Origin of the sequence: Corynebacterium sp. ACRQJ (assembly GCF_022346045.1) — a bacterium.
In the GTDB taxonomy this organism is placed as follows: domain Bacteria; phylum Actinomycetota; class Actinomycetes; order Mycobacteriales; family Mycobacteriaceae; genus Corynebacterium; species Corynebacterium evansiae.
Map to the genome: position 1 here is coordinate 20,496 of NZ_JAKRMT010000017.1, position 21,492 is coordinate 41,987.

Consider the following 21,492-nt stretch of genomic DNA (forward strand, 5'->3'; position numbering starts at 1 on the left):
AAAAGGCGCCCCAAGGAACCGACAAAGACCAAGCAAGAAAATAGATGCTGGAAGACGAAACCGAGAGCAGGAAGAACATGGCGGAGCTGACGATCTCCTCCGATGAGATCCGTAGCGCGATTGCGAACTACACCTCGAGCTACTCCCCGGAGGCCTCCCGTGAGGAGGTCGGCGTGGTCACGGCGGCTGCAGACGGTATTGCCCAGGTAAGCGGCATGCCCTCTGTGATGGCTAACGAGCTACTCGAGTTCCCAGGCGGCGTGATTGGCGTCGCACAGAACCTCGACACCGACAGCGTCGGCGTCGTGATCCTGGGTAACTTCGAGACCCTCAAGGAGGGCGACGAGGTCAAGAGGACCGGCGAGGTCCTGTCCATTCCGGTTGGGGAGAAGTTCCTCGGCCGCGTTATCAACCCACTGGGTCAGGCCATCGACGGCCTGGGCGACATCGAGTCCGAGGAAGAACGTGCCCTCGAGCTCCAGGCGCCCTCCGTTCTGATGCGTCAGCCCGTCGAGGAGCCGATGCAGACCGGCATCAAGGCTATCGACGCAATGACCCCGATTGGCCGTGGTCAGCGTCAGCTGATCATTGGCGACCGCAAGACCGGTAAGACCTCGGTCTGCATCGATACCATCCTGAACCAGCGCGACAACTGGGCAACCGGCGACCCGAAGCAGCAGGTTCGCTGCATCTACGTTGCGGTTGGCCAGAAGGGTTCCACGATCGCTTCGATCCGTAAGACCCTGGAAGATCACGGCGCGCTGGAGTACACCACCATCGTGGCAGCACCGGCATCCGACTCCGCCGGCTTCAAGTGGCTGGCACCGTTCACCGGCGCCGCACTGGGCCAGCACTGGATGTACCAAGGCAAGCACGTCCTGGTTATCTACGATGATCTGACCAAGCAGGCTGAGGCTTACCGTGCGATCTCCCTGCTGCTGCGTCGTCCGCCGGGCCGCGAGGCTTACCCCGGTGACGTCTTCTACCTGCACTCCCGTCTGCTGGAGCGCGCAGCGAAGCTGAACGACGAGCTGGGCGGCGGTTCCCTGACGGCACTGCCGATCATTGAGACCAAGGCAAACGACGTATCTGCCTTCATTCCGACCAACGTTATTTCCATTACCGACGGTCAGGTATTCCTGGAGTCCGATCTGTTCAACCAGGGTGTCCGACCGGCTATCAACGTTGGTGTGTCCGTCTCCCGTGTTGGTGGTGCCGCACAGACCAAGGGCATGAAGAAGGTGTCCGGCTCCCTGCGTCTGGACCTGGCCGCATACCGCGACCTGGAGGCATTCGCTGCCTTCGCATCCGACCTGGACCCGGCTTCCAAGGCACAGCTGGAGCGCGGTAAGCGCCTGGTCGAGCTGCTGAAGCAGAAGGAGACCGAGCCGCAGTCCGTCGAGGACCAGATGGTTTCCATCTACCTGGCAGGCGAGGGCGAGTTCGACGACGTTCCGGTTGAGGACGTTCGCCGCTTCGAGTCCGAGCTGCTGGAGAACCTGCACGCTTCCCACGGTGGCGTGTTCGAGCAGATCAAGGGTGGCACCCCGTTCAGCGACGAGTCCAAGGCCGAGCTGGCTGGCGCAGTCCAGGACTTCAAGCAGGGCTTCCAGACCACCGACGGCACCCCCGTCATCAACGAGCCGGAAGCTCGCCCGCTTGGCGACGACGAGGTCACCAAGTCTCAGATCACTGTCTCCCGCAAAACCCAGTAGGCGCGGAAGGTAAGTGAGCACAGTGACCACCAAGACCATTAATGAAACAGAAGGGAGGCGATAGTTATGGCTAGTCTTCGCGAACTGAGGACACGCATCAAGTCCGTGAACTCGACTAAGAAGATCACGAAGGCCCAGGAGCTCATCGCCACCTCGAGGATCACGAAGGCTCAGGCACGTGTTGACGATGCGGAGCCTTACGCGGATGAAATCACCCGCGTGGTTCAGCGCCTGGCCTCCGCCAGCACCCTGGATCACAAGATCCTGCAGGAGCCGACGGATGCTTCCCGCGCCGCAATCCTCGTGGTTTCAAGTGACCGTGGCATGTGCGGTGGCTACAATAACAACGTCTTCAAAAAGACTGCAGAGCTGCGCAAGCGCCTGGAGAACGAAGGCAAGGACGTTGTTCTGTACGTCTCTGGTAACAAGGGCATCTCCTACTACAACTTCCGTGGCGAGGACATCGCAGGTGCCTGGTCGGGCTACTCTCAGGACCCCGACTACGCGGCTACCCACGATGTGCGCCGCCACCTGATTGACGGCTTCGTCGCCGGTTCCGAAGGAACCGCTAAGTGGCGCGAGGGCCTCAACGCGGAAGAGGGGCAGGCTGTACAGGGATTCGACGAGGTGCACATCGTGTACACCCGCTTCGAGTCCATGCTGAGCCAGAAGCCAGAGGCACACCGACTGTTGCCGATCGAGACTGTGGTTGAGGAAGAGAAGTTCGAGCTCGGCGAGGATCTGGTCTCCGACAAGGTTGACCAGGTTTCCGCCGACTACGACTTCGAGCCCGACCCAGACACCCTGTTGAAGGCTTTGCTGCCGCAGTATGTCTCCCGAGGCATTTTCGCAGCAATGCTGGAGTCTGCGGCGTCGGAATCCGCAGCGCGTCGTACCGCGATGAGCGCCGCAACCGACAATGCGACCGACCTGGTCAAGCAGCTTTCCCGAGTTGCCAACCAGGCTCGTCAGGCCCAGATTACCCAGGAAATTACAGAGATCGTCGGTGGCGCATCCGCGCTCGCCGATAGCGGAGAAAGTGATTAAGTATGACTACAGCAAACCAGGTTCAGCCTTCTGCTGAATCGGCTGTTGCGGGCCGCGTCGTGCGAGTTATCGGCCCGGTCGTCGACGTGGAGTTTCCGCGCGGCCAGCAGCCAGCACTGTTCAACGCCCTGACCGTCGAGGTTGACCTCGAGGCAGTGGCAAAGACCATCACCCTGGAGGTTGCACAGCACCTCGGGGACAACCTCGTGCGCGCCGTGTCCATGGCGCCGACCGACGGCCTGATCCGTGGCGCTGAGGTTACCGACACCGGCAAGCCGATTTCCGTACCGGTCGGCGACGTTGTCAAGGGCCACGTCTTCAACGCTCTGGGCGACTGCCTGGACGAGCCGGGCCTGGGCCGCGACGGTGAGCAGTGGGGCATCCACCGCGAGCCGCCGGCATTCGACCAGCTCGAGGGTAAGACCGAGATCCTGGAGACCGGTATTAAGGTCATCGACCTGCTGACCCCGTACGTGAAGGGCGGCAAGATCGGCCTGTTCGGTGGTGCAGGTGTGGGTAAGACGGTGCTCATCCAGGAGATGATTACCCGTATTGCCCGCGAGTTCTCCGGTACCTCCGTGTTCGCCGGTGTTGGTGAGCGTACCCGTGAGGGCACCGACCTCTTCCTGGAAATGGAAGAGATGGGCGTGCTGCAGGATACCGCGCTTGTGTTCGGCCAGATGGACGAGCCGCCGGGAGTCCGTATGCGCGTGGCTCTGTCCGGTCTGACCATGGCGGAGTACTTCCGCGATGTTCAGAACCAGGACGTGCTGCTGTTCATCGACAACATCTTCCGTTTCACCCAGGCTGGTTCTGAGGTTTCGACCCTGCTGGGTCGTATGCCTTCTGCCGTGGGCTACCAGCCCACCCTGGCTGACGAGATGGGTGTTCTGCAGGAGCGTATTACCTCGACCAAGGGTCGTTCCATTACCTCCCTGCAGGCCGTTTACGTGCCGGCCGATGACTACACCGACCCGGCACCGGCTACGACCTTCGCCCACCTGGATGCGACGACCGAGCTGGATCGTTCCATCGCCTCGAAGGGTATTTACCCCGCAGTGAACCCGCTGACCTCTACCTCTCGTATCCTCGAGCCGGGTATCGTCGGCGAGCGTCACTACGAGGTTGCCCAGCGCGTGATCCACATCCTGCAGAAGAACAAGGAGCTGCAGGACATCATCGCCATCCTGGGTATGGACGAGCTCTCGGAAGAGGATAAGATCACCGTTCAGCGTGCACGTCGCCTGGAGCGCTTCCTGGGCCAGAACTTCTTCGTTGCGGAGAAGTTCACCGGTATCCCGGGCTCCTACGTGCCGCTGGCCGACACGATCGACGCCTTCGAGCGCATCTGCGACGGCGAGTTCGACGCTTACCCGGAGCAGGCCTTCAACGGTCTGGGTGGCCTGGACGATGTCGAGGCTGCTTACAAGAAGATGACCGAAAAGTAAGGGGTTAAGCACATGGCTGAGATTGCCGCACAACTGGTCTCCGTGGAACGTCCGCTGTGGGTTGGTACCGCAACGTCCGTTACCGCGCAGACCACTGAGGGCGAGATCGGCGTGCTCCCTGGTCACGAGCCTCTGCTCGGCCAGCTGGTCGAGAACGGCGTCGTTACCATTCGGACGAACACCGGTGAGAAGCTGGTGGCCGCGGTGCAGGGCGGGTTCCTGTCCGTGTCCTCCAAGAAGATCACCATTCTGGCGGATTCTGCAACGTGGGCCAGCGAGGTCAACGTTGCGGATGCCGAGTCCCGCAAGCAGTCTGCAGAGACTGAGCACGACAAGGCCGTCGCAGAGTCCGAGTTGCGCGCTGTGAAGCGTATGGAAGCTTAAGAGCTATCTAGCTTTAAACTTCCCGACAAACGGGTTCCACTGTTTTCACGGTGGGGCCCGTTTTGCTTTTTCGAAACCCACTTCATGCCTGTAAGTTAGGTATATGGCGTGGTTGTTGTACTTTCTTGCGGCGGTGGCGCTGTTCGTCGTCATCGCCGTTGTGTGGCGCTTTTTTGCGCTGCGTTCCCAGGGGTATCCCGTGGTCGTCCGGCGCCTGCCAAATTCTGATGGCAGGCACTGGCGCCACGGGATTTTGAAGTATTCGGGCCAATCCGCCAAGTTCTACAAGCTGCGTAGCCTGCGCCCCGCTTCGGATGTGGTGCTTACGCGCCTGGGCACCGCAATCGTTTCTCGCCGCGAGATCACCCCGCGGGAGTCCGCCTTCTTGGAGGACGACGTGCACGTCGTCGAGGTGGTTCACCGCAAGACGCATTGGGAGATCGCCCTGGATAGTGCAGGGGATACCGCTTTGGTGTCTTGGCTGGAATCCGCTCCTTCGGAACGCCGCATACCCCGTCATTGAGTCGTCGCCGGCTTGCGTAGCGTAGGCTGAACAACCATGCGCTTAGTCATTGCCCGCTGCTGTGTCGATTACGTCGGACGCCTGGAGGCCCACCTGCCGCCCGCCGACCGTCTGATCTTGGTGAAGGCCGATGGTTCGGTCTCTATCCACGCCGACGATCGTGCGTATAAGCCGCTCAATTGGATGATGCCGCCGTGTTCCCTCGAGGTCGTCGAGGCTAGCTCTTTTGATGCTGATGACGCCCCTACGGAGTATTCGGAGCTTGGAAATGAGGGGGTCGAGCAGTTGTGGATCGTCACGAATCCAAAGGGGGAGCAGCTGCGGATCCAGATTTTCGAGATCTACTCCGATACGGAGCACGACCTCGGGGAGGACCCAGGCCTGGTGAAGGATGGCGTGGAGGCACACCTGCAGGAGCTGCTGGCTGAGCAGATTGAGATTTTGGGTGAGGGGTACTCCTTGATCCGCCGGGAGTACCCGACGGCTATCGGGCCGGTGGACATTCTGTCTAAGGACTCGACGGGCGCGACTGTGGCCGTGGAGATCAAGCGCCGTGGTGGTATCGACGGTGTGGAGCAGCTTACCCGCTATGTGGAACTGCTGAATCGGGACGAGCTGCTGGCTCCGGTAACGGGCGTGTTTGCCGCCCAGGAGATCAAGCCACAGGCTCGCACACTGGCGGAGGACCGCGGTTTCCGTTGCGTTACCCTGGACTATGAAGCAATGCGAGGAACCGACTCCTCGGAGCTGCGGCTTTTCTAGAAGACTCAGCTCTCTTAGTCGGTTTTAGCCCTCAAGGCGATTATTTTCTCCCGCGCGGCCAGCGCGTGGGAGGGCAAGTGAGAAAGGACACTTTCAAGGTGACGAATCCTTCTAATACTCCTCCGTCCCGTTTCGTGGCCGGGGCGGTGGACCTGGGCGCGGTGAAGCAGCAGGCGGAGCAGCGGGCACAGGCGCAGGCTCGCGCTGCCCAGGCTGGCGCAGCCGCTGGCGAGGCAGGTCAGCCGGGTGCGGCCGGTGGAGCTTCAGTCGCTTTTGTCAGCACCATTACCCCGGAGAACTTCGAGCTGGACCTCGTCGTTCGTTCCACTCAGGTGCCGGTGGTTACGCTGCTGGGTTCCGCCCGCTCGGAAGCCTCGGAGCAGATGCGCCAGGACTTCACCAAGCTGGCTGAGTCCCAGCAGGCGCCGACCAAGTGGCTCTTCCGTTACGTGGATGTGGATGCCACCCCGGAGGTCGCCCAGGCCTTCGGCGTACAGGCAATCCCCACCGTCATCGCGCTGGCAGCCGGGCGCCCGCTAACCAACTTCGAAGGCGGCCAGCCCGCCGCACAGCTGCACGGCTGGGTAGATGCTGTCGTGCAGGCGGTAGACGGCAAACTGCGAGGCCTGGCCCCGGAGGAGGATCCGGCTAATGCGGCTGGAGCCGCCGGTGGCGCAGGCACCGACTCGGATGGTGCTGACGCGAACCAGGATGCGGGCGACCCGCGCCTGGCTGCCGCTGCCGAGAAGCTGGAGGCGGAGGATTACGCGGGCGCAATTGCGGAGTATGACGCCATCCTTGCCAACCCCGCGCAGGCCGATGAAGAGCTCGTAGGGGAGGCCCGCGCGGCGCGTGCTAACGCGCTGCTGATGCAGCGCCTGTCCACGGGTGGGGACGAGTTCGCGGAATCCGACCGCCTGCTGCTGGCGGGCGACAAGCCTAAGGCCTTCGACCTGCTGATCGAGGAGCTGCGTCCGTCCGCCGAGGGCAACGCGGATCACAAGAAGCAGGCGAAGGCTCGCCTGCTGGAGCTGTTCAGCCTGTTCGACCCGGCGGACCCGGAGGTCATCGCGGGCCGCACCCGCATGGCCTCGGCGCTGTTCTAGCCGGGCTTAACTCTCCAGCACGAACCAGCGCGCGGTGTGCGCCGGGATCTGCAGCACGGCGGAGGCCTCCATACCGTGGGAGCCGGCGGGCTCCGTGTGCAGGTCGCCGTTCACGCGGCCGGCGCCCTCGTACTGCACGTCGTCGGTGTTCAGCACCTCGCGCCACGTGCCGGCCTGCGGCAGGCCGATGCGGTAGTTCTCTTGGGTGGTGCCCGAGAAGTTAATAACACACGCCAGCTCGCGCCCACGGTGGCGTCGAATAAAGGAAAGAACGTTATTCGTCGAGTCGTCGCTGGCGATCCACTGGAAGCCCTCCGGCGCGTGATCCTGCCCCAGAGCGGGCTCGGAGTGGTAGAGCTTGTTCAGCTGGCTGGTCAGGGCGCTGATGCCGCGGTGGAACTCGCCCTCCCAGCCCTCGAGGTCGTGCCAGTCCAGGCCGCGGGACTCGTTCCACTCCTCGGTCTGGCCCCATTCCTGGCCCTGGAAGAGCAGCTTCTTGCCCGGGTGCGCCCACATGAACGCCAGGTAGCTGCGCACCATCGCCGCCTTGTCCCAGGCGGAACCGGCGGGCATACGCGACCACAGGGTTCCCTTGCCGTGCACGACCTCGTCGTGGCTGATCGGCAGCACGTACTTCTCGGAGTAGGCGTAGACCATCGAGAACGTGATTTCGTTGTGGTGGTAGCTGCGGTAGGCGGGATCGCGCTGGATGTACTCCAGGCTGTCGTGCATCCAGCCCATGTTCCACTTCAGGCTGAACCCCAGGCCGCCCTCGTTGGTGGGGGCGGTCACACCCGGCCAGGAAGTCGACTCCTCGGCGATGGTCAGCGAGCCCGGGCACTCGCGGTGCACGGTGGCGTTCATTTCCTTCAGGAACTCCACCGCATCCAGGTTCTCGCGCCCGCCGAACTCGTTGGGCAGCCAGTCATCGCGGGAGTAATCCAGGTACAGCATCGAGGCCACGGCATCCACGCGCAGGCCGTCGATGTGGAACTCCTTGCACCAGTACAAAGCGTTCGCCACCAGGAAGTTGCGTACCTCGTTGCGCCCGAAGTCGAACACGTAGGTGCCCCAGTCCGGCTGCTCGCCGCGGCGCGGATCCGGATGCTCGTAGCAGGCCTCGCCGTCGAAGCGGCCCAGAGCCCAGCCGTCCTTGGGGAAGTGGCCGGGAACCCAGTCCATAATTACGCCGATGCCGGCGCGGTGCAGCGAATCGATCAGGTAGCGCAGGTCGTCCGGGCCGCCGTAGCGGTTGTTCGGCGCGTAGTAGCTGGTCACCTGGTAGCCCCAGGAGGGCTCGAAGGGGTGCTCGGAGACGCCCATGAGCTCTACGTGGGTGTAGCCCAGCTTCTGCACGTACTCCACCAGCTCCGCGGCCAGCTCCCGGTAGTTGCGCCCCTTGCGCCAGCTGCCTAGGTGCATCTCGTAGATGCTCATGGTCTCGTCCACGCCCACGGCGGCGCGGTGAGCCAGCCACTCGTCGTCGCCCCAGGCATAGTCGCTGTCCGCCACGACGATGGAAGCGGTCGCGGGGGCGGGCTCTGCCAGGCGCGCCATCGGGTCGGCCTTGTCCAGGCGTACGCCGTCGCCGGTGGTGATGGAGAACTTGTAGTGCGCCCCGGCACCCACGCTGGGGATCCACAGTTCCCAGATGCCGCTGCTACCCAGCGCGCGCATGGGGTGTTGGTTAGCGTTCCAGCCGTTGAAGTCGCCGATCACGGAAACACCCGCGGCATGCGGCGCCCACACGGAAAAGGACACGCCGCCGTCCAGCACGTGCGAGCCGAGCACCTTCCACAGCTCCTCGTGCCGCCCCTCTCCGATGAGGTAGCGATCCAGGTCGCCGACGGTAGGCAGACGCCGGTAGGGGTCTTCCAGGGTGGCGGTGGTGCCGCCGGCCCAGGTGACTTCGAAGACGTAGGTGTCTACGAAGTAATCCACGGTTGCGGTGAATAGCGCCGGGTATTCCTCTGCCGGCTCCATCTGCACCGGCTCGCCGCCGTTCATGCGCACGGCGACGGACTCCGCCCCGCACTGAACCGTGCGAATGGTGGTGGTTCCGTCTCCGTTTTCGTGTGCCCCAAGCACGTCGTGCGGGGCGTGGTGCCTACGTTCTGCGAGCCGGTGGTAATCGTGGTTCATACCCGCCGATTCTACCTGCGGGGATCGTATTCTTCCTGGGCTCGCATGCAAACGCGCTCGCGCTCACCCTCACCAAGGGTGGGCAGCCGGAAGATGTGCGCAACCTGGAAGTCCGGGTCCAGGCGCACGTAGTTGCTGGCGCCCCAGGTGTAGGTCTGGTTCGTCGGCAGGTCGGTGACCTCGAAGTGCGCCTCCTCCGGCGCGCCCAGGCCTAGCGCTTCGGTATCCAGGTACACAGAGCCCTCGACAATCGCGTTGGGGTTCAGGTTTACCACCACGAGCACCGCGTTGCCGGTAACACCGTCGACCTTCGAGTACGCGAGGAGGTCGTCGCTCGTGGTCTCGTGCAAGCGCAGGGTGCGCTGTTGTTGCAGCGCCGGGTTTTCTTGACGCCACAGGTTCAGATCCCTGATCCATTCAGCGCAGTTGTCCACTGAGTAGTCGCGCGGACGCAGCTCGTACTTCTCGGAGTCCAGGTACTCTTCCGAGCCCGCGTGAACCGGCGTGGATTCGTAGATCTCAAAGCCGGAGTACACGCCCCACAGCGGGGAGAGGGTGGAGGCCAGAGCGGCGCGGATAGCGAACATGGCCTTGCCGCCGGTCTGCAGGGATTCGTGCAGGATGTCCGGGGTATTGACGAACAGGTTCGGGCGGAAGACATCGGCGTAGTTGGCGATGTCCCCGGCGAACTCCTCCAGCTCCTCCTTGGTGGTCTTCCAAGTGAAGTAGCTGTAGGACTGCGTGAATCCCGCCTTGGCCAGGCCGTAGAGGCGTGGCGGTCGGGTGAAGGCCTCGGAGAGGAAGACCACGTCCGGGTCGGTGGCGTGGACCTCGGCGATCAGCCACTGCCAGAAGTTCGTGGGCTTGGTGTGTGGGTTATCCACGCGGAAGATGCGAACGCCGCGGCCGATCCACAGGCGCACAACCTTCAGCACCTCGCGGTACAGACCCTCCGGGTCGTTGTCGAAGTTCAGCGGGTAGATGTCCTGGTACTTCTTCGGAGGGTTCTCGGCGTAGGCGATGGTGCCGTCCGGCAGCACGGTGAACCACTCCGGGTGTTCCTTAGCCCACGGGTGGTCGGGGGCGCACTGCAGCGCAAGGTCCAGGGCGACCTTCAGACCCTGCTTGTTGGCGTCGGCGACGAAGTTCTCGAAGTCCTCGACGGTACCGAGGCGTGGGTGTACGGCCTCGTGGCCGCCGTCCTTGGAGCCGATGGCCCACGGGGAGCCGACGTCCTCCGGGGTGGGGGTCAGAGTGTTGTTCTTACCCTTGCGGTTGATCTCGCCGATCGGGTGAATCGGCGGCAGGTACAGCACGTCGAAGCCCATGTCCGCGATGCGCGGCAGGTCCGCGGCAGCGGTGGCGAAGGTGCCGTGCACCGGGTTGCCGTCGGCATCCCAACCGCCAGTGGAGCGGGGGAACATCTCGTACCAGGCGCCCACGCCGGCGGTCTTTTCCTCCACCAGCACGTGGAACTCCGGGCCGCGGGTCAGCAGGTCGCGCAGCGGGCGCTTGTCCAGGGCCTCCTTGATTTCCGGAGACAGGGCGGTGGCCAGGCGCTCGTCGATGCTCAAGGATTCATCGCGCAGCTGGCCTGGCACGGAAGCCACCAGCTCCCGGTGCTTACGGGAGGCCTTCTCCGCCGCCCGCTCGAACAGGCGCGCGCCGAGCTCAAAATCATTGGCCAGCGCCTGGGCATCCTGTCCTGCGGCTACCTTCTTGGTGATTGCGTTGAACCATGTGGCTGCTGGATCCGACCAGGCGTCAACACGAAAGGTCCACATACCCGGCACATCCGGAACGAACACGGCATGGCGACGGTCGACGTCATCGGGGTCAGGCGACATCGTGATCTTCGCGCGGCCACCCTCGGCACCGGCGGGGCGACGGACGACGAGGGTGGCGGAGATGGCGTCGTGCCCCTCGCGCCAGACGCTCGCGCTGACCGGAAACACCTGGCCGACGATGGCCTTGGCGGGGGTGGCTCCGTGGGAGATGACGGGGGAGATGCAGTCGATGCCGAGGCGGCCGGTCATGGGAAAGCTCCTTTAAATGGCAGTGGGGGATCCGTTGGCAGTTCGCGTTGGTGCTTACACAGCAAGCCTATGTTGTTGGCACACTTCGCGCGGATCTTGAGGCACCATGGGGGAGTGAGCGAGAACGTGACGAACTTGATTTCCACCCCGGCCACCGCGCAGGTTGACGAGGACGACCTGATCGTAAACATGCGCAACGTCTCCGTCGTGCGCGACGGACGAGCCATCCTGGCGCCGATGGATTGGCAGGTGGAGCTGGACGAACGCTGGATCATCGTCGGCCCCAACGGGGCGGGCAAGACCACCCTGATGCGCCTGGCATCCGCGCAGATGTTCCCGACCACTGGCACCGTGAAGCTCATCGGCGAGCAAGTGGGCAAGGTGGACCTGCGCGAGCTGCGCACCGCCATCGGCATGAGCTCCTCGGCGCTGGCGCAGCGCGTGCCGGGGGATGAGAAGGTCGCGGACATCGTGATTTCCGCCGGCTATGACGTGCTGGGCCGCTGGCGCGAGGATTACGACGAGCTGGACTACGAGCGCGCCATTGAGATCCTGGAAAGCGTCGGCGCCTACCACCTGGCCGAGCAGACCTGGAGGACCCTAAGCGAAGGTGAGCGCAAGCGCGTGCTGATCGCCCGCGCCCTGATGAACGACCCCGAGCTGCTACTGCTGGACGAGCCGGGCGCCGGCCTGGACCTCGGCAGCCGCGAGGACCTGGTGGCGCTGCTGTCGGACCTGGCGGCGGATGCGGACTCGCCGGCGATCGTGATGATTACCCACCACGTAGAGGAGATCCCGCCGGGGTTCACCCACGCCCTGCTGCTGGACGAGGGCGAGGTTGTTGCCCAGGGCATCCTGGAAGACGTAATGACCAGCGAGAACCTCACCCGCACCTTCCACCAGCCGATCGAGGTTAAGCACGAAGACGGCCGCTGGTTCGCCCGCCGCAGCCGCCAGCGCCGAGGTAGCCACCGTTCCGGTGGGGCCGGTGGAGCCAGTGGAGCCCGGTGAAGACAGCGACCGCCGCTAGGAAGATCGGTAGACTCTGACGCATGAAGGAAAACCGTTTGGGCCCAGTGCAGCCACGTCACGCGTCAACGGTGATTCTGTTGCGCGACACGTTGTCGGGGATCGAGGTGTACGTCCAGGAGCGTGCCTCGACCATGAAGTTCTGCGCGGAGATGACGGTTTTCCCAGGCGGCGGAGTGGATTCCCGCGACATGCCGGGAGACGTCGACGGCGATGGCCACATGTCGCCGGCCATCAATTGGCAGGGCGCGGAGGTCAAGTGGTGGGCCAAGCGCCTGCAGAAGCCGGAATCCATGGCCCGAGCTCTGGTCTGCGCTGCGGTGCGTGAGACCTTCGAGGAGTGCGGCACGCTGCTGGCCACCCACCGCGATGGCTCCCCGGTGGTAAACACCACGCCCTACCAGGAGGAACGCAAGCTGCTGGAGAACCACCAGCTGAGCTTCTCCGACTTCATGAGCAACAACAACCTGGTCTTGCGCTCCGACCTGCTGCGCCCCTGGGCCAACTGGGTTACTCCGGTGGAGCAGCCGATTCGCTACGACACAGCCTTCTTCGTGGCAGCCATGCCGGAAGGGCAGGAGACCCGGGCCGATACCCCGGAGGCTACTTCGACGGGTTGGTTCCGTCCTTCCACGCTGCTGGACGGCTGGCGCTCCCGCAAGATCTCTCTGATGCCGCCGACGTGGGCGCAGCTGAAGTTGCTGGATACCTTCCGCACCGTCGAGGAAGTGTTGGATTTTTCCTCCAGCCTCTCCGTCGATCCGGTGCTCGAGGAGCCCGTCGACGAGCCGTACATGGCCGAGTACTACCTGATGGAGCAGCAGATGTATGGCGCACCTGCCCGCCAGTTCGCGCCGGGCATGAAGTTCGTCGTAGACCCCGCCGAGATGCCGGAGAACCCTTTCGCCATTCGTCCCCACTCCTACGAGCAGTAGCGCGCAAAGATGGCCTTTTCTGCCGCCGAGCTGGATTTTCTGCTCGCCGATTGCGCCGCTGGCTCGCCCCTTATTAATGACGCCACCACGTACCAGCTGACCAAGAAATCTCTCGTGCAGGACCTTTCTCACCTGCGAAAGGCACACGGTGAGCACGCTCGTGCCCTGGTGGAACTGGTACAGGCCCGCCGGGCAGGCAAGCTGCTGGAGAATTGGCTGATGGATAGCGAATCGGTTCAGCAGGCCACCCCGCCGGTAGTCGCCGCATGGCGCGCGGAGGTGTTGAAGGGCGCCGGGGTGGAGGCTGCCGTGGATGTCACCTGCAGCATCGGCACCGAGCTGCACGCGCTGGCCAATGCAGGGCTGCGGGCACTGGGCGGGGACCTGGACCACCAGCGCCTGCGGATGGCTCGCTTCAATGTGCCGGAAGTTCCGGTCGTGCGGATGGATGCGCTGCGACCCGCGTTCGCCGGTGACCTGAAATCCGGCGCACTGAAATCCGGCGTGGTGGTGGCGGACCCCGCACGCCGGAACTCCTCGGGGCGCATCACCAAGCTGGACGACCTGCAGCCGCCACTGCCGGAACTTATGGACTGCTACGACAAACTGGTGGTCAAATGCGCGCCGGGTATCGACTACTCCGAGTTCGACGGCCACGTGGAGGTCGTTTCCGTCGACGGAGGAGTAAAGGAGACGTGCCTGTATTCACCCGCGATTCTCGGGCGGGGGCGCCGGGCGGTGGTGATGGGGGCGTCATCAGTTAAAGAAACAGTGACAAGCGACGAGCCCGAGACCGACCGCGTGGGCGGGGTAGGGCGCTACATCGTGGACCCCGATGGTGCCATCGTGCGCGCCGGGCTGGTGCGCCAATACGCGGCGCGGCATGGGCTGTGGCAGCTGGACCCCCACATCGCGTACCTAACCGGCGACGAGCTGCCCGCGGGCGTGCGAGGCTTTGAGGTTGTGGAAGAAGTGCCGCTGAAAAAGGCGCGTTCTGCGTTGGTGGGGTTGGGTGCGAAGAGCGTGGAGATCCTCGTGCGCGGTGTGGATGTGGACCCCGATGAGCTGCGGAAGAAGTGGAAGCTGAAGAAGGGCAACGCAGGCGGAAACGGTGGCGCAAGCGGTGCCGGAGCGGCTGATACTGCTTACTCCGTGGTGGTTACGCGCATCGGCGAGGGCGGCGCTGCCAAGGCTGTGGCCTTTATCTGTAGGGCTCGCCGCAGCTCGCGGGGGTAGTTCTAAAACAATATAAGAAATTTGTGGCGGTGGTCACCTGGTGGTAGGTACTATGGTGCCAAATCACAATACCCAAGCAGGAAGGTCAACGAATGTCGAACATCGTTGTTCTGGTTAAGCAGGTGCCGGACACCTACTCCGAGCGCAAGCTCACCGACGATGACTTCACCCTCGACCGCGACAGCGCAGACGCTGTCCTGGACGAAATTAACGAAAACGCTGTTGAGGCTGCACTGCAGCTGAAGGAAGCAGACAGCTCCCGCAACGTCATCGTTCTGTCTGTCGGCCCGGAGCGCGCAACCGAGGCGCTGCGCAAGGCACTGTCCCTGGGCTGCGACGAGGCCAAGCTGGTTGTCGACGAGAACCTGGCTGGCTCCGACGCGCTGGGCACGGCATGGACCCTGTCCAACGCTCTGAACCAGATCGAGGACATCGAGCTGATTATCGCCGGTAACGCCTCCACCGACGGTGGCGCTGGCTCCATCCCGGGCCTGCTGGCTGAGTACCGCCAGATCCCGGCTCTGACTCACATGGAAGAGCTGAGCGTTGAGGGCGGCAAGGTCACCGGTAAGCGCGTTACCGAAGAGGGCGTGTTCGGCCTGGAGGCTCCGACCCCGGCCATCGTGTCTGTGACTGAGAAGTCCAACACCCCGCGCTTCGCTGCCTTCAAGGGCATCATGGCTGCCAAGAAGAAGACCATCGAAGAGCTGTCTCTGGAAGAGATCGGCGTGGACGCTGCAAACGTTGGCCTGGCAAACGCCACCACCTCCGTTTCCGCTTCCACCCCGAAGCCGCCGAAGTCGGCTGGTGAGATCGTCAACGACGAGGGCGAGGGCGGCAAGCAGCTGGTCGAGTTCCTGGTCAAGGAAAAGCTGGTTTAAGGGAAGTAGGGATTTAAGGACATGACCAACGTACTAGTACTGGTTGAGCACGGTGAGGGTCAGCTGAAGAACTCCACCGTCGAGCTGATCACCGCTGCACGTGTGTTCGGCACCGTCGGCGCCGTTGTTGTTGGCGCTCCCGGCACCACCGAGAAGCTGCAGGGCGCACTGGCCGAGGCTGGCGCAGAGACCATCTACGCCGCAGAGTCCGACCAGGCAGAGTCCCTGCTGGTTACCCCGGAGGTCGACGCACTGTCCGGCCTGGCAGCTCAGCTGCAGGTTCCGGTTATCGTCTCCGCTACCGCAACCGGCAACGAGGTTGCAGGCCGCGTAGGCGCTCGCGTTGCTTCCGGTGTTCTGTACAACACCAGCAGCATCACCGCCGAGAAGTCCGCTGAGATCAGCATCTTCGGTGGCGCTTACACCGTTACCGCTTCCGCCGCTGGCGCATCCCCGGTCTTCACCCTGGCTCCGGGCTCCCTGGATCCGGAGCCGCAGGCTGCCGCTGGCAACGTCCAGCAGGTTGAGCTGCCGGGTGCTGGCCCGACCGCCGTCACCATCACCTCCTTCGCTCCGGCTGAGGCTGGCGACCGTCCGGACCTGACCGAGGCCAACATCGTGGTCTCCGGTGGCCGTGGCGTGGGTGGCTCCGAGGGCTTCACCGACGTTGTCGAGCCGCTGGCCGACGTCATGGGTGCCGCTGTTGGTGCTTCCCGTGCGGCTGTGGACGCCGACTACTACCCGGGCAAGTTCCAGGTTGGTCAGACCGGTGTTACGGTCTCCCCGAACCTGTACATCGCACTGGGTATCTCCGGCGCTATCCAGCACAAGGCTGGTATGCAGACCTCCAAGACCATCGTTGCTGTGAACAAGGACGAAGAGGCTTCCATCTTCGAGATCGCAGACTTCGGTGTTGTCGGCGACCTGTTCAAGGTTGCTCCGCAGGCTACCGAGGAGCTGAAGAACCGCAAGTAGTTCTTCGCCCTAGGCTTTAACAGCCGGCGCCCTTTCGCTTAGCTTTTCGCAGGCGGGAGGGCGCCGGTTTTTCCTATGCCCTGTTCGGCGCTATGCGTCCTGCTGTCGGATGTAGTCCTCCATGTACGGCAGCGTGAATCGCACGTGACCGAATCCCGCCGGCTCGATCAGGTCGCGGGTAATCAGGCGGCTTCGCCAGGTGGACAGGCCTCTCGGCTCCACGCCCAGGTGAGTGGCGATGTCGCCAGTCTTGACAGCTCTCGTTGCCGGTGCCGCTGCGCTTACCGGTTCTGGTTCGGACGCCCCCTCGTCGGCACTAATCGCAACCATCGCGCGGAGGAAGTTCATTTCACCCTCCGGCAGGCGGCTGAGTGCGGGCCGGTGGACGTGGCTAGTCATGCGGTCGATAGCCCGCTGGGAGGCCGTCTCCACGTGTGCGGCCTCGATGCTGTTCGAATCGTCGATCCCGGCGGCCGCCCAGGACAGTGCGCCAACCACTTGGATGAGGTATGGGTATCCGCGGCAAATGTCGGTGGCGCGGCCCAGGGCGTCATCAGTAAAAGGGCGGCCAGAATCCGCGGCGGTGATGGCGAGGGTCTTCGAGACTTCTTCAGTCGGCACAGCGTGGAGGTCTACGCGGAAGGCGCGGCGGAGGAACGTGGTGCCCTCGTGCTGCAGTAGCGTGTCCACGCCGTGGGGCAGACCTGCGCAGACGAAGGCGATGTCGCGCTCGTCGCGCATGAGGTCCTGGACCGCTGTGGCCAGGCGGTGGAGCTGGTCGAGGTCGGCGGATTGCAGCTCGTCGAGGGTGATGAGGATGCCAGTGCCGGTGATTGCGTCGGAGAGTTCGCGCAGGCGGGTGATGAGCGTCGGTACGCTACGGAGTTCTTCGGCCCGCGAGTGCGCTTCCGTGCGGAAGCTGCCCACGCCGGTGATGGAGGCCCCGGAAAGCTTGCGCTCCGGTGGCTGCTCGATGCTAGTGATGGCGGTGGGGATCGTTGTTTCGACCAGCTCGGAGATCATGTCGCTATTGGGGTAGGCGCGCAGGACGATCCAACCCTGGGCGCGGGCTTTGTCCTCGATCTCGTTAAGCAGCACCGTTTTGCCCACGCCACGTAGACCGCTGGCTAAGATCGTGCGGTGCGGGGAGCCGGGACCTTCGGCGAGACTGAGCTCGAAATCCTGCAGTAGCTCGGCCCTGCCCGCCAGGTAGTACGGCGACGTGCCGAAGCTGGGGCGGAAGGGGTTTCGCTGGCCGGGTACAGCGGACTGGCGTGCCGAGTTGGTCATGCTTCACAGCATAGTGGAGCTTTGCTAGATTCTGTTAGATCTGTTAGATCTCAGTGGGCTTGTTAGAAGTGTTAGATCCGGGATCTTTCGATCCGGCTGTGTCCTTGTCTGTGTCCCTGTCCGTGTCCTTGCCCTTATTGTTCTTCCGAAGCAAATAGATGATCGCGATGAGCATCCCAGGAACTGCAAGGACAAGAAGCGCGATCAGTGTCATCAGCAGGAATTCTGGGAGCCCTATTGTGGTCGCTCCTGTCGCGATCGGCTCTGAGTACTTGAATAGTATCAAGACGCAACGGTCCCGTGAGCGGTGTGCGGTGCCCAAGAAGTAGGGTAGGGGCGTGAACAAGACCAACAGCGCAGAAACCGACGGTGCGGGAACTAGCGGCGCGGGAGCTGGTGCCGCGGGAGGTAGTGCAGCGAGCGCGCGGGGGCGCCTGTACGTGGACAACGCGGCGTCCCAGGCCCTGCGGCCCGAAGCGCAGGAGGCGATGGAGCGTGCTGCAGGGCTGCTAAACCCTGCTGGCCAGTACAAGACAGGTCGCGATGCCCGCCGCAGCCTCGAGGACGCCCGCGAACAGATCGCCGAACTCCTCGGTGCGGATGCAGCAGAGGTGATCTTCACCGGCTCCGGCACGGAGGCCGACAACATCGCCATCCAGGGGCTCGCGTTTGGTTCGAAGGCTCACCGTGGCGCACACGTGATCGCCAGCTCCGACATCGAACACCCCGCCGTGGTCGAGTCCGTCGACTGGCTCACGGCCGGGCCGCTCGATCTGGGCTTTGACCGTGTGGTCCTTCCTGTGGACGCCGCCGGCCGCATCCGCGCCGAAGACTGGATTGCCGGTCTAGAAGATAGCGCGGGCGCGCCCAGCGACCTGGCGCTGCTGACCTGCATGTGGGCCAACAACGAAACCGGCGCAATCCAGCCGTTGGAGAGTCTCGCCAGCTTCGCCCGCGACAACGGCGTACCCTTCCACACCGACGCGGTGCAAGCTGTCGGCCACATCCCCGTCGACTTCCACGCCCTCGGCGCCACCACGCTGGCCGCCAGCGCCCACAAGTTCGGCGGCCCGAAGAACACGGGCCTGCTGCTCGCCCGCCGGGACGCGGACATCTTAAGCCCCGTGCGCGGAGGCGGCCAGGAGCGAAAGCTCCGCTCCGGCACAGTGAACGTGCAGGGTGCGGTGGGATGTGCGGCGGCGCTGGCGTCATCAATTAAAGAACTAGAACAAGCAACCGCCAGAATGCGCGTGGCGCGCGAGAGGCTACGGGCGGCAGCGCAGGGCATTGACGGCGTGCGGATTTGGACTCCCGAGGTTGGCGCGCTGCCCGGGCACCTGCACATGAGCTTCCCCGGCGCGGAGGGTGACTCACTGATCATGCTTTTGGACGCCGCCGGGGTGGACGCATCGACGGGCTCCGCCTGCAGCGCCGGGGTGAACCGCGCTAGCCACGTGCTGACTGCCATGGGCGTGCCAGTGGACGTGGCGCGCGGAGCGCTGCGGCTAACCCTGGGCGCGGACATCACCGAAAAACAGGTCGAGTACCTGGCGGACATCCTGCCGCGCGTGGTCGAGCAAGCCCGCGCCGCCGGAATGGCCTAACCCGCCGGTACGCGAGTAGGGTGCCAAGCATGCGAGTAGTAGCAGCAATGAGTGGCGGTGTGGATTCCGCCGTGGCGGCCTCCCGAGCGCTCGAGGCCGGGCACGAAGTGATCGGCGTACACCTGGCGCTATCCCAGTCTCCCGAGGCCGTGCGGGCGGGTTCGCGCGGGTGCTGCTCCCTGGAGGACTCCGCGGACGCACGCCGCGTGGCCGACAAGCTGGGGATTCCTTTCTACGTGTGGGACTTCTCCGACCGCTTTAAGGCCGACGTGATCGACGATTTCGTGGATTCCTACGCCATCGGCGAGACCCCGAATCCGTGCCTGCGCTGCAACGAGAAGATCAAGTTCGAGGCGCTGCTGGACCGTTCCATCGCGCTGGGATTCGATGCCGTGGTGACCGGGCACTACGCCCGCCTGCACGACGGCGTGATGCGCCGCGGAGTGGACGCCAACAAGGACCAGTCTTACGTGCTGGGCGTGCTGACCGACGAGCAGTTGGCGCACTGCATGTTCCCGGTCGGCGACACGATCAAGCCGGAGATCCGCGAGGAGGCGAAGGACCGCGGCTTCGGTGTGGCCTCCAAGCCGGATTCCCACGACATCTGCTTCATCCCCGACGGCCAGACGCAGGCGTTTCTAGGCAAGAAGATCGGTCTGCGGCCGGGGCTCATGAAGGACCAGGACGGCTCGACTGTTGCCGAACACGACGGCGTGTACGGCTTCACCATCGGCCAGCGCAAGGGATTGGGGCTGCCGCGCGAGGGCCTGGACGGCAAGCCGCGCTATGTGACGGATATTGACGCCGCCACGGGCACCGTGACCATCGGTCAGCGCGACGATCTACGGGTCGGTGGGATTACGGCCGATCGGCTGAAGCGCCTGGACCCTTCCGTGCATGGCCGCGAGTTTGAGTGTGAGGTGCAGGTGCGCGCCCACGGTGGGGTAGTGCCCGCCACCGCACGGCTGGTGGACGACCCGGAGGGGACCACGCCGGCGGGGCGCGTCAAGAAGGAGGGGGAGACCCCGTGGCGCCTGGAGCTGGACCTGCACGAGCCGCTGCAGGGCGTGGCGCGCGGTCAGGCCGCCGTGGTCTACAAGCCGGACGCCGAAGGCGACATCCTGCTGGGCAGCGGCACCATCCGCGCCACCGCGCCGTGGAACGACGCGGGTGAGTCTGCGCCGCGGGATAGCACTGCGGACGCCGAAGCCGCTGGCAGCGCGGGTGAGCGCGCAACGCCAGCAGAGGCGTAGCACGGCGATGGCAGGCAACACCGCGCAGCCGGAGCCGATCGGGCGCCTGGGCTGGTGGGAGAACACCGTCACGGACCACGCGGAGGTGCGCGCCGCGATTCAGTCCGCGCTGACCCGCACGTGCGACGTCGACGAGGACACAGGCGTGCCGCCAGCTTTGTCGTTCCCGCGCTGCGGCCGGGCGGGAGATCTCACAGCGCTGACGGCCAGCTTCGCGCAGCTGCCGATCCGCGCTAATCCCCGTGGCTGGGAGCTGACTGCCCACCCGAGCCTGGAATCCCGCCGCATGGACGGCTGGGTACGCGAGGCGACGGATGCCGCCGAGGAGCTGCTGACGGGCAAGGTCGAGCGGCTGATGCTGCACGTCACCGGCCCGTGGACCTTTGGTGCGGAGGTGGAGTTCCGCGGCCACCCCGTGCTGCGCGACCGCCCGGCGTTTAAGGACTGCGCCCTGCACCTGGGTTTCGGCGTGGAGCAGATCGCCGGTGCGCTGTCAGCGGCGCTCGGCTGCGAGGTCGTCATCGCACTTCACGAGCCGCGCGTCCGCGAGGTCATGGGTGGCCTACCCGGCGCCACCCGCTTCGACACCATCCCCGCCGTCGACCGCGAGTTCATCTACGGGGTGTGGCAGCGCTTCCAGCAGCAGGTCGCGCGTCCAGTGGTGCTGGATCCGGGGTCTTTCATCGATGACGCCCTCTCGCACGCGCCGGGCTTCCACCGCATCGTGGTGCCCGCGGATCAGTTGCAGACAACCAGCGGCAAGGACCTGGTTGGCGGGATGATCGGACGCGGCCAGGGGATTGGTTGGGCGGTACCCCAGGCGGCGCCGTCGGTGGGCGGGGAGACTCCCGGCGCCCGAGGGCACGCTGCTGCGCATCCGGGGCCAGCCGGTGGGGAGAGTGTCGGCGCCCCTGCCGAGGACGTCAGCGGGGCCGACGTGGAGGCCGCCGCGGGCGACATCGCCCGCGCCGTTCTGCGCCAGTGGGAGCAGTGGACCCTGCCCGCCGACGAACTGCCGGGGCTGGTGGACATCGTGGTTCCCGAGGGCAAGCGCACCGCCGCGCAGGCCTCCGTGGCGGCAGCTCGGGCGCGCCACGCGGCGGCCCTGCTCTGGCGCAACTGATTT

General features: G+C 64.5%; 18 protein-coding genes. 15 read left to right on the forward strand and 3 right to left on the reverse strand.

Going from position 1 to position 21,492, the window contains the following annotated elements; genetic code table 11:
- Positions 1 to 77: 77 nt before the first annotated feature.
- The 7 genes from atpA (at position 78) to MHX52_RS08745 (ending at position 6,985) form a co-directional block, all read left to right on the forward strand.
- Positions 78 to 1,715 (forward strand): F0F1 ATP synthase subunit alpha, encoded by a 1,638-nt coding sequence (gene atpA, locus MHX52_RS08715; RefSeq protein WP_034985862.1) that lies wholly within the window; start codon positions 78 to 80, stop codon positions 1,713 to 1,715.
- A gap of 66 nt (positions 1,716 to 1,781) precedes the next feature.
- Positions 1,782 to 2,762 carry a F0F1 ATP synthase subunit gamma gene (locus MHX52_RS08720; protein WP_034985590.1) on the forward strand — a complete coding sequence of 327 codons (981 nt, stop codon included), beginning with the start codon at positions 1,782 to 1,784 and terminating at the stop codon, positions 2,760 to 2,762.
- 2 nt (positions 2,763 to 2,764) lie between these two features.
- Positions 2,765 to 4,210 carry a F0F1 ATP synthase subunit beta gene (gene atpD / locus MHX52_RS08725; RefSeq protein ID WP_005292972.1) on the forward strand — a complete coding sequence of 482 codons (1,446 nt, stop codon included), beginning with the start codon at positions 2,765 to 2,767 and terminating at the stop codon, positions 4,208 to 4,210.
- A 12-nt stretch (positions 4,211 to 4,222) separates the two neighbouring features.
- Complete coding sequence (locus MHX52_RS08730; protein ID WP_034985587.1) at positions 4,223 to 4,594, forward strand: F0F1 ATP synthase subunit epsilon; 372 nt, start codon at positions 4,223 to 4,225, stop codon at positions 4,592 to 4,594.
- Positions 4,595 to 4,697: 103 nt separating this feature from the next.
- A complete protein-coding gene (locus tag MHX52_RS08735) occupies positions 4,698 to 5,117 on the forward strand; it encodes a DUF2550 domain-containing protein (RefSeq protein WP_035003544.1) in 420 nt (139 codons plus the stop codon).
- Between the two features lie 36 nt (positions 5,118 to 5,153).
- Positions 5,154 to 5,879, forward strand: coding sequence for an endonuclease NucS (gene nucS / locus MHX52_RS08740; protein WP_034985584.1), 726 nt, complete (start codon positions 5,154 to 5,156; stop codon positions 5,877 to 5,879).
- A 98-nt stretch (positions 5,880 to 5,977) separates the two neighbouring features.
- Positions 5,978 to 6,985, forward strand: a complete 1,008-nt coding sequence (locus MHX52_RS08745; RefSeq protein ID WP_239317736.1) for a tetratricopeptide repeat protein — start codon at positions 5,978 to 5,980, stop codon at positions 6,983 to 6,985.
- 6 nt (positions 6,986 to 6,991) lie between these two features.
- Here the strand turns inward: MHX52_RS08745 and glgB are convergent, their stop codons facing one another.
- Together glgB and MHX52_RS08755 are read right to left on the reverse strand one after the other, a co-directional pair.
- The gene (gene glgB / locus MHX52_RS08750) at positions 6,992 to 9,127 is read right to left on the reverse strand and encodes a 1,4-alpha-glucan branching protein GlgB (protein ID WP_239317739.1); all 2,136 of its coding nucleotides are present in this window, start codon (positions 9,125 to 9,127) and stop codon (positions 6,992 to 6,994) included.
- 11 nt (positions 9,128 to 9,138) lie between these two features.
- Positions 9,139 to 11,163: an alpha-1,4-glucan--maltose-1-phosphate maltosyltransferase gene (locus MHX52_RS08755; RefSeq protein WP_035003532.1), complete on the reverse strand. Its 2,025-nt coding sequence runs from the start codon at positions 11,161 to 11,163 to the stop codon at positions 9,139 to 9,141.
- Between the two features lie 69 nt (positions 11,164 to 11,232).
- Here MHX52_RS08755 and MHX52_RS08760 point away from each other — a divergent pair, with 69 nt between their 5' ends.
- The 5 genes from MHX52_RS08760 to MHX52_RS08780 all read left to right on the forward strand — a co-directional run bounded on the left by MHX52_RS08760 (position 11,233) and on the right by MHX52_RS08780 (position 16,219).
- Positions 11,233 to 12,174 carry an ABC transporter ATP-binding protein gene (locus MHX52_RS08760; RefSeq protein ID WP_141741141.1) on the forward strand — a complete coding sequence of 314 codons (942 nt, stop codon included), beginning with the start codon at positions 11,233 to 11,235 and terminating at the stop codon, positions 12,172 to 12,174.
- Positions 12,175 to 12,215: 41 nt separating this feature from the next.
- Positions 12,216 to 13,127: an NUDIX hydrolase gene (locus MHX52_RS08765; protein WP_239317742.1), complete on the forward strand. Its 912-nt coding sequence runs from the start codon at positions 12,216 to 12,218 to the stop codon at positions 13,125 to 13,127.
- A 9-nt stretch (positions 13,128 to 13,136) separates the two neighbouring features.
- Positions 13,137 to 14,363 (forward strand): hypothetical protein, encoded by a 1,227-nt coding sequence (locus MHX52_RS08770; RefSeq protein ID WP_035003526.1) that lies wholly within the window; start codon positions 13,137 to 13,139, stop codon positions 14,361 to 14,363.
- A gap of 92 nt (positions 14,364 to 14,455) precedes the next feature.
- Positions 14,456 to 15,244: an electron transfer flavoprotein subunit beta/FixA family protein gene (locus tag MHX52_RS08775; protein ID WP_034985575.1), complete on the forward strand. Its 789-nt coding sequence runs from the start codon at positions 14,456 to 14,458 to the stop codon at positions 15,242 to 15,244.
- Positions 15,245 to 15,265: 21 nt separating this feature from the next.
- Positions 15,266 to 16,219, forward strand: coding sequence for an electron transfer flavoprotein subunit alpha/FixB family protein (locus MHX52_RS08780; protein ID WP_035012055.1), 954 nt, complete (start codon positions 15,266 to 15,268; stop codon positions 16,217 to 16,219).
- 90 nt (positions 16,220 to 16,309) lie between these two features.
- Here MHX52_RS08780 and MHX52_RS08785 read toward each other — a convergent pair whose 3' ends face one another.
- Positions 16,310 to 17,509 (reverse strand): ATP-binding protein, encoded by a 1,200-nt coding sequence (locus MHX52_RS08785; RefSeq protein ID WP_239317745.1) that lies wholly within the window; start codon positions 17,507 to 17,509, stop codon positions 16,310 to 16,312.
- Between the two features lie 338 nt (positions 17,510 to 17,847).
- Between MHX52_RS08785 and MHX52_RS08790 the strand changes: the two genes are divergently transcribed.
- From MHX52_RS08790 to MHX52_RS08800, 3 genes are read left to right on the forward strand one after another with little or no spacing between them, the layout of a single operon-like run.
- A complete protein-coding gene (locus tag MHX52_RS08790; RefSeq protein WP_370642240.1) occupies positions 17,848 to 19,113 on the forward strand; it encodes a cysteine desulfurase family protein in 1,266 nt (421 codons plus the stop codon).
- A 29-nt stretch (positions 19,114 to 19,142) separates the two neighbouring features.
- Positions 19,143 to 20,366, forward strand: a complete 1,224-nt coding sequence (gene mnmA, locus MHX52_RS08795; protein WP_239317748.1) for a tRNA 2-thiouridine(34) synthase MnmA — start codon at positions 19,143 to 19,145, stop codon at positions 20,364 to 20,366.
- 7 nt (positions 20,367 to 20,373) lie between these two features.
- Positions 20,374 to 21,489 (forward strand): hypothetical protein, encoded by a 1,116-nt coding sequence (locus MHX52_RS08800; RefSeq protein WP_239317751.1) that lies wholly within the window; start codon positions 20,374 to 20,376, stop codon positions 21,487 to 21,489.
- Positions 21,490 to 21,492 lie beyond the last annotated feature (3 nt).

Bases quoted from the DNA above. Each gene is read 5' to 3' on its own strand.
- nucS (WP_034985584.1), top strand. From the start codon at position 5,154: ATGCGCTTAGTCATTGCCCGCTGCTGTGTCGATTACGTCGGACGCCTG.
- MHX52_RS08765 (WP_239317742.1), top strand. From the start codon at position 12,216: ATGAAGGAAAACCGTTTGGGCCCAGTGCAGCCACGTCACGCGTCAACG.
- MHX52_RS08760 (WP_141741141.1), top strand. From the start codon at position 11,233: ATGTTGTTGGCACACTTCGCGCGGATCTTGAGGCACCATGGGGGAGTG.
- atpD (WP_005292972.1), top strand. From the start codon at position 2,765: ATGACTACAGCAAACCAGGTTCAGCCTTCTGCTGAATCGGCTGTTGCG.
- MHX52_RS08775 (WP_034985575.1), top strand. From the start codon at position 14,456: ATGTCGAACATCGTTGTTCTGGTTAAGCAGGTGCCGGACACCTACTCC.
- MHX52_RS08730 (WP_034985587.1), top strand. From the start codon at position 4,223: ATGGCTGAGATTGCCGCACAACTGGTCTCCGTGGAACGTCCGCTGTGG.
- MHX52_RS08770 (WP_035003526.1), top strand. From the start codon at position 13,137: ATGGCCTTTTCTGCCGCCGAGCTGGATTTTCTGCTCGCCGATTGCGCC.
- MHX52_RS08785 (WP_239317745.1), bottom strand. From the start codon at position 17,509: ATGACCAACTCGGCACGCCAGTCCGCTGTACCCGGCCAGCGAAACCCC.
- MHX52_RS08755 (WP_035003532.1), bottom strand. From the start codon at position 11,163: ATGACCGGCCGCCTCGGCATCGACTGCATCTCCCCCGTCATCTCCCAC.
- mnmA (WP_239317748.1), top strand. From the start codon at position 19,143: ATGCGAGTAGTAGCAGCAATGAGTGGCGGTGTGGATTCCGCCGTGGCG.
- MHX52_RS08735 (WP_035003544.1), top strand. From the start codon at position 4,698: ATGGCGTGGTTGTTGTACTTTCTTGCGGCGGTGGCGCTGTTCGTCGTC.
- atpA (WP_034985862.1), top strand. From the start codon at position 78: ATGGCGGAGCTGACGATCTCCTCCGATGAGATCCGTAGCGCGATTGCG.
- MHX52_RS08720 (WP_034985590.1), top strand. From the start codon at position 1,782: ATGGCTAGTCTTCGCGAACTGAGGACACGCATCAAGTCCGTGAACTCG.
- MHX52_RS08800 (WP_239317751.1), top strand. From the start codon at position 20,374: ATGGCAGGCAACACCGCGCAGCCGGAGCCGATCGGGCGCCTGGGCTGG.
- glgB (WP_239317739.1), bottom strand. From the start codon at position 9,127: ATGAACCACGATTACCACCGGCTCGCAGAACGTAGGCACCACGCCCCG.
- MHX52_RS08780 (WP_035012055.1), top strand. From the start codon at position 15,266: ATGACCAACGTACTAGTACTGGTTGAGCACGGTGAGGGTCAGCTGAAG.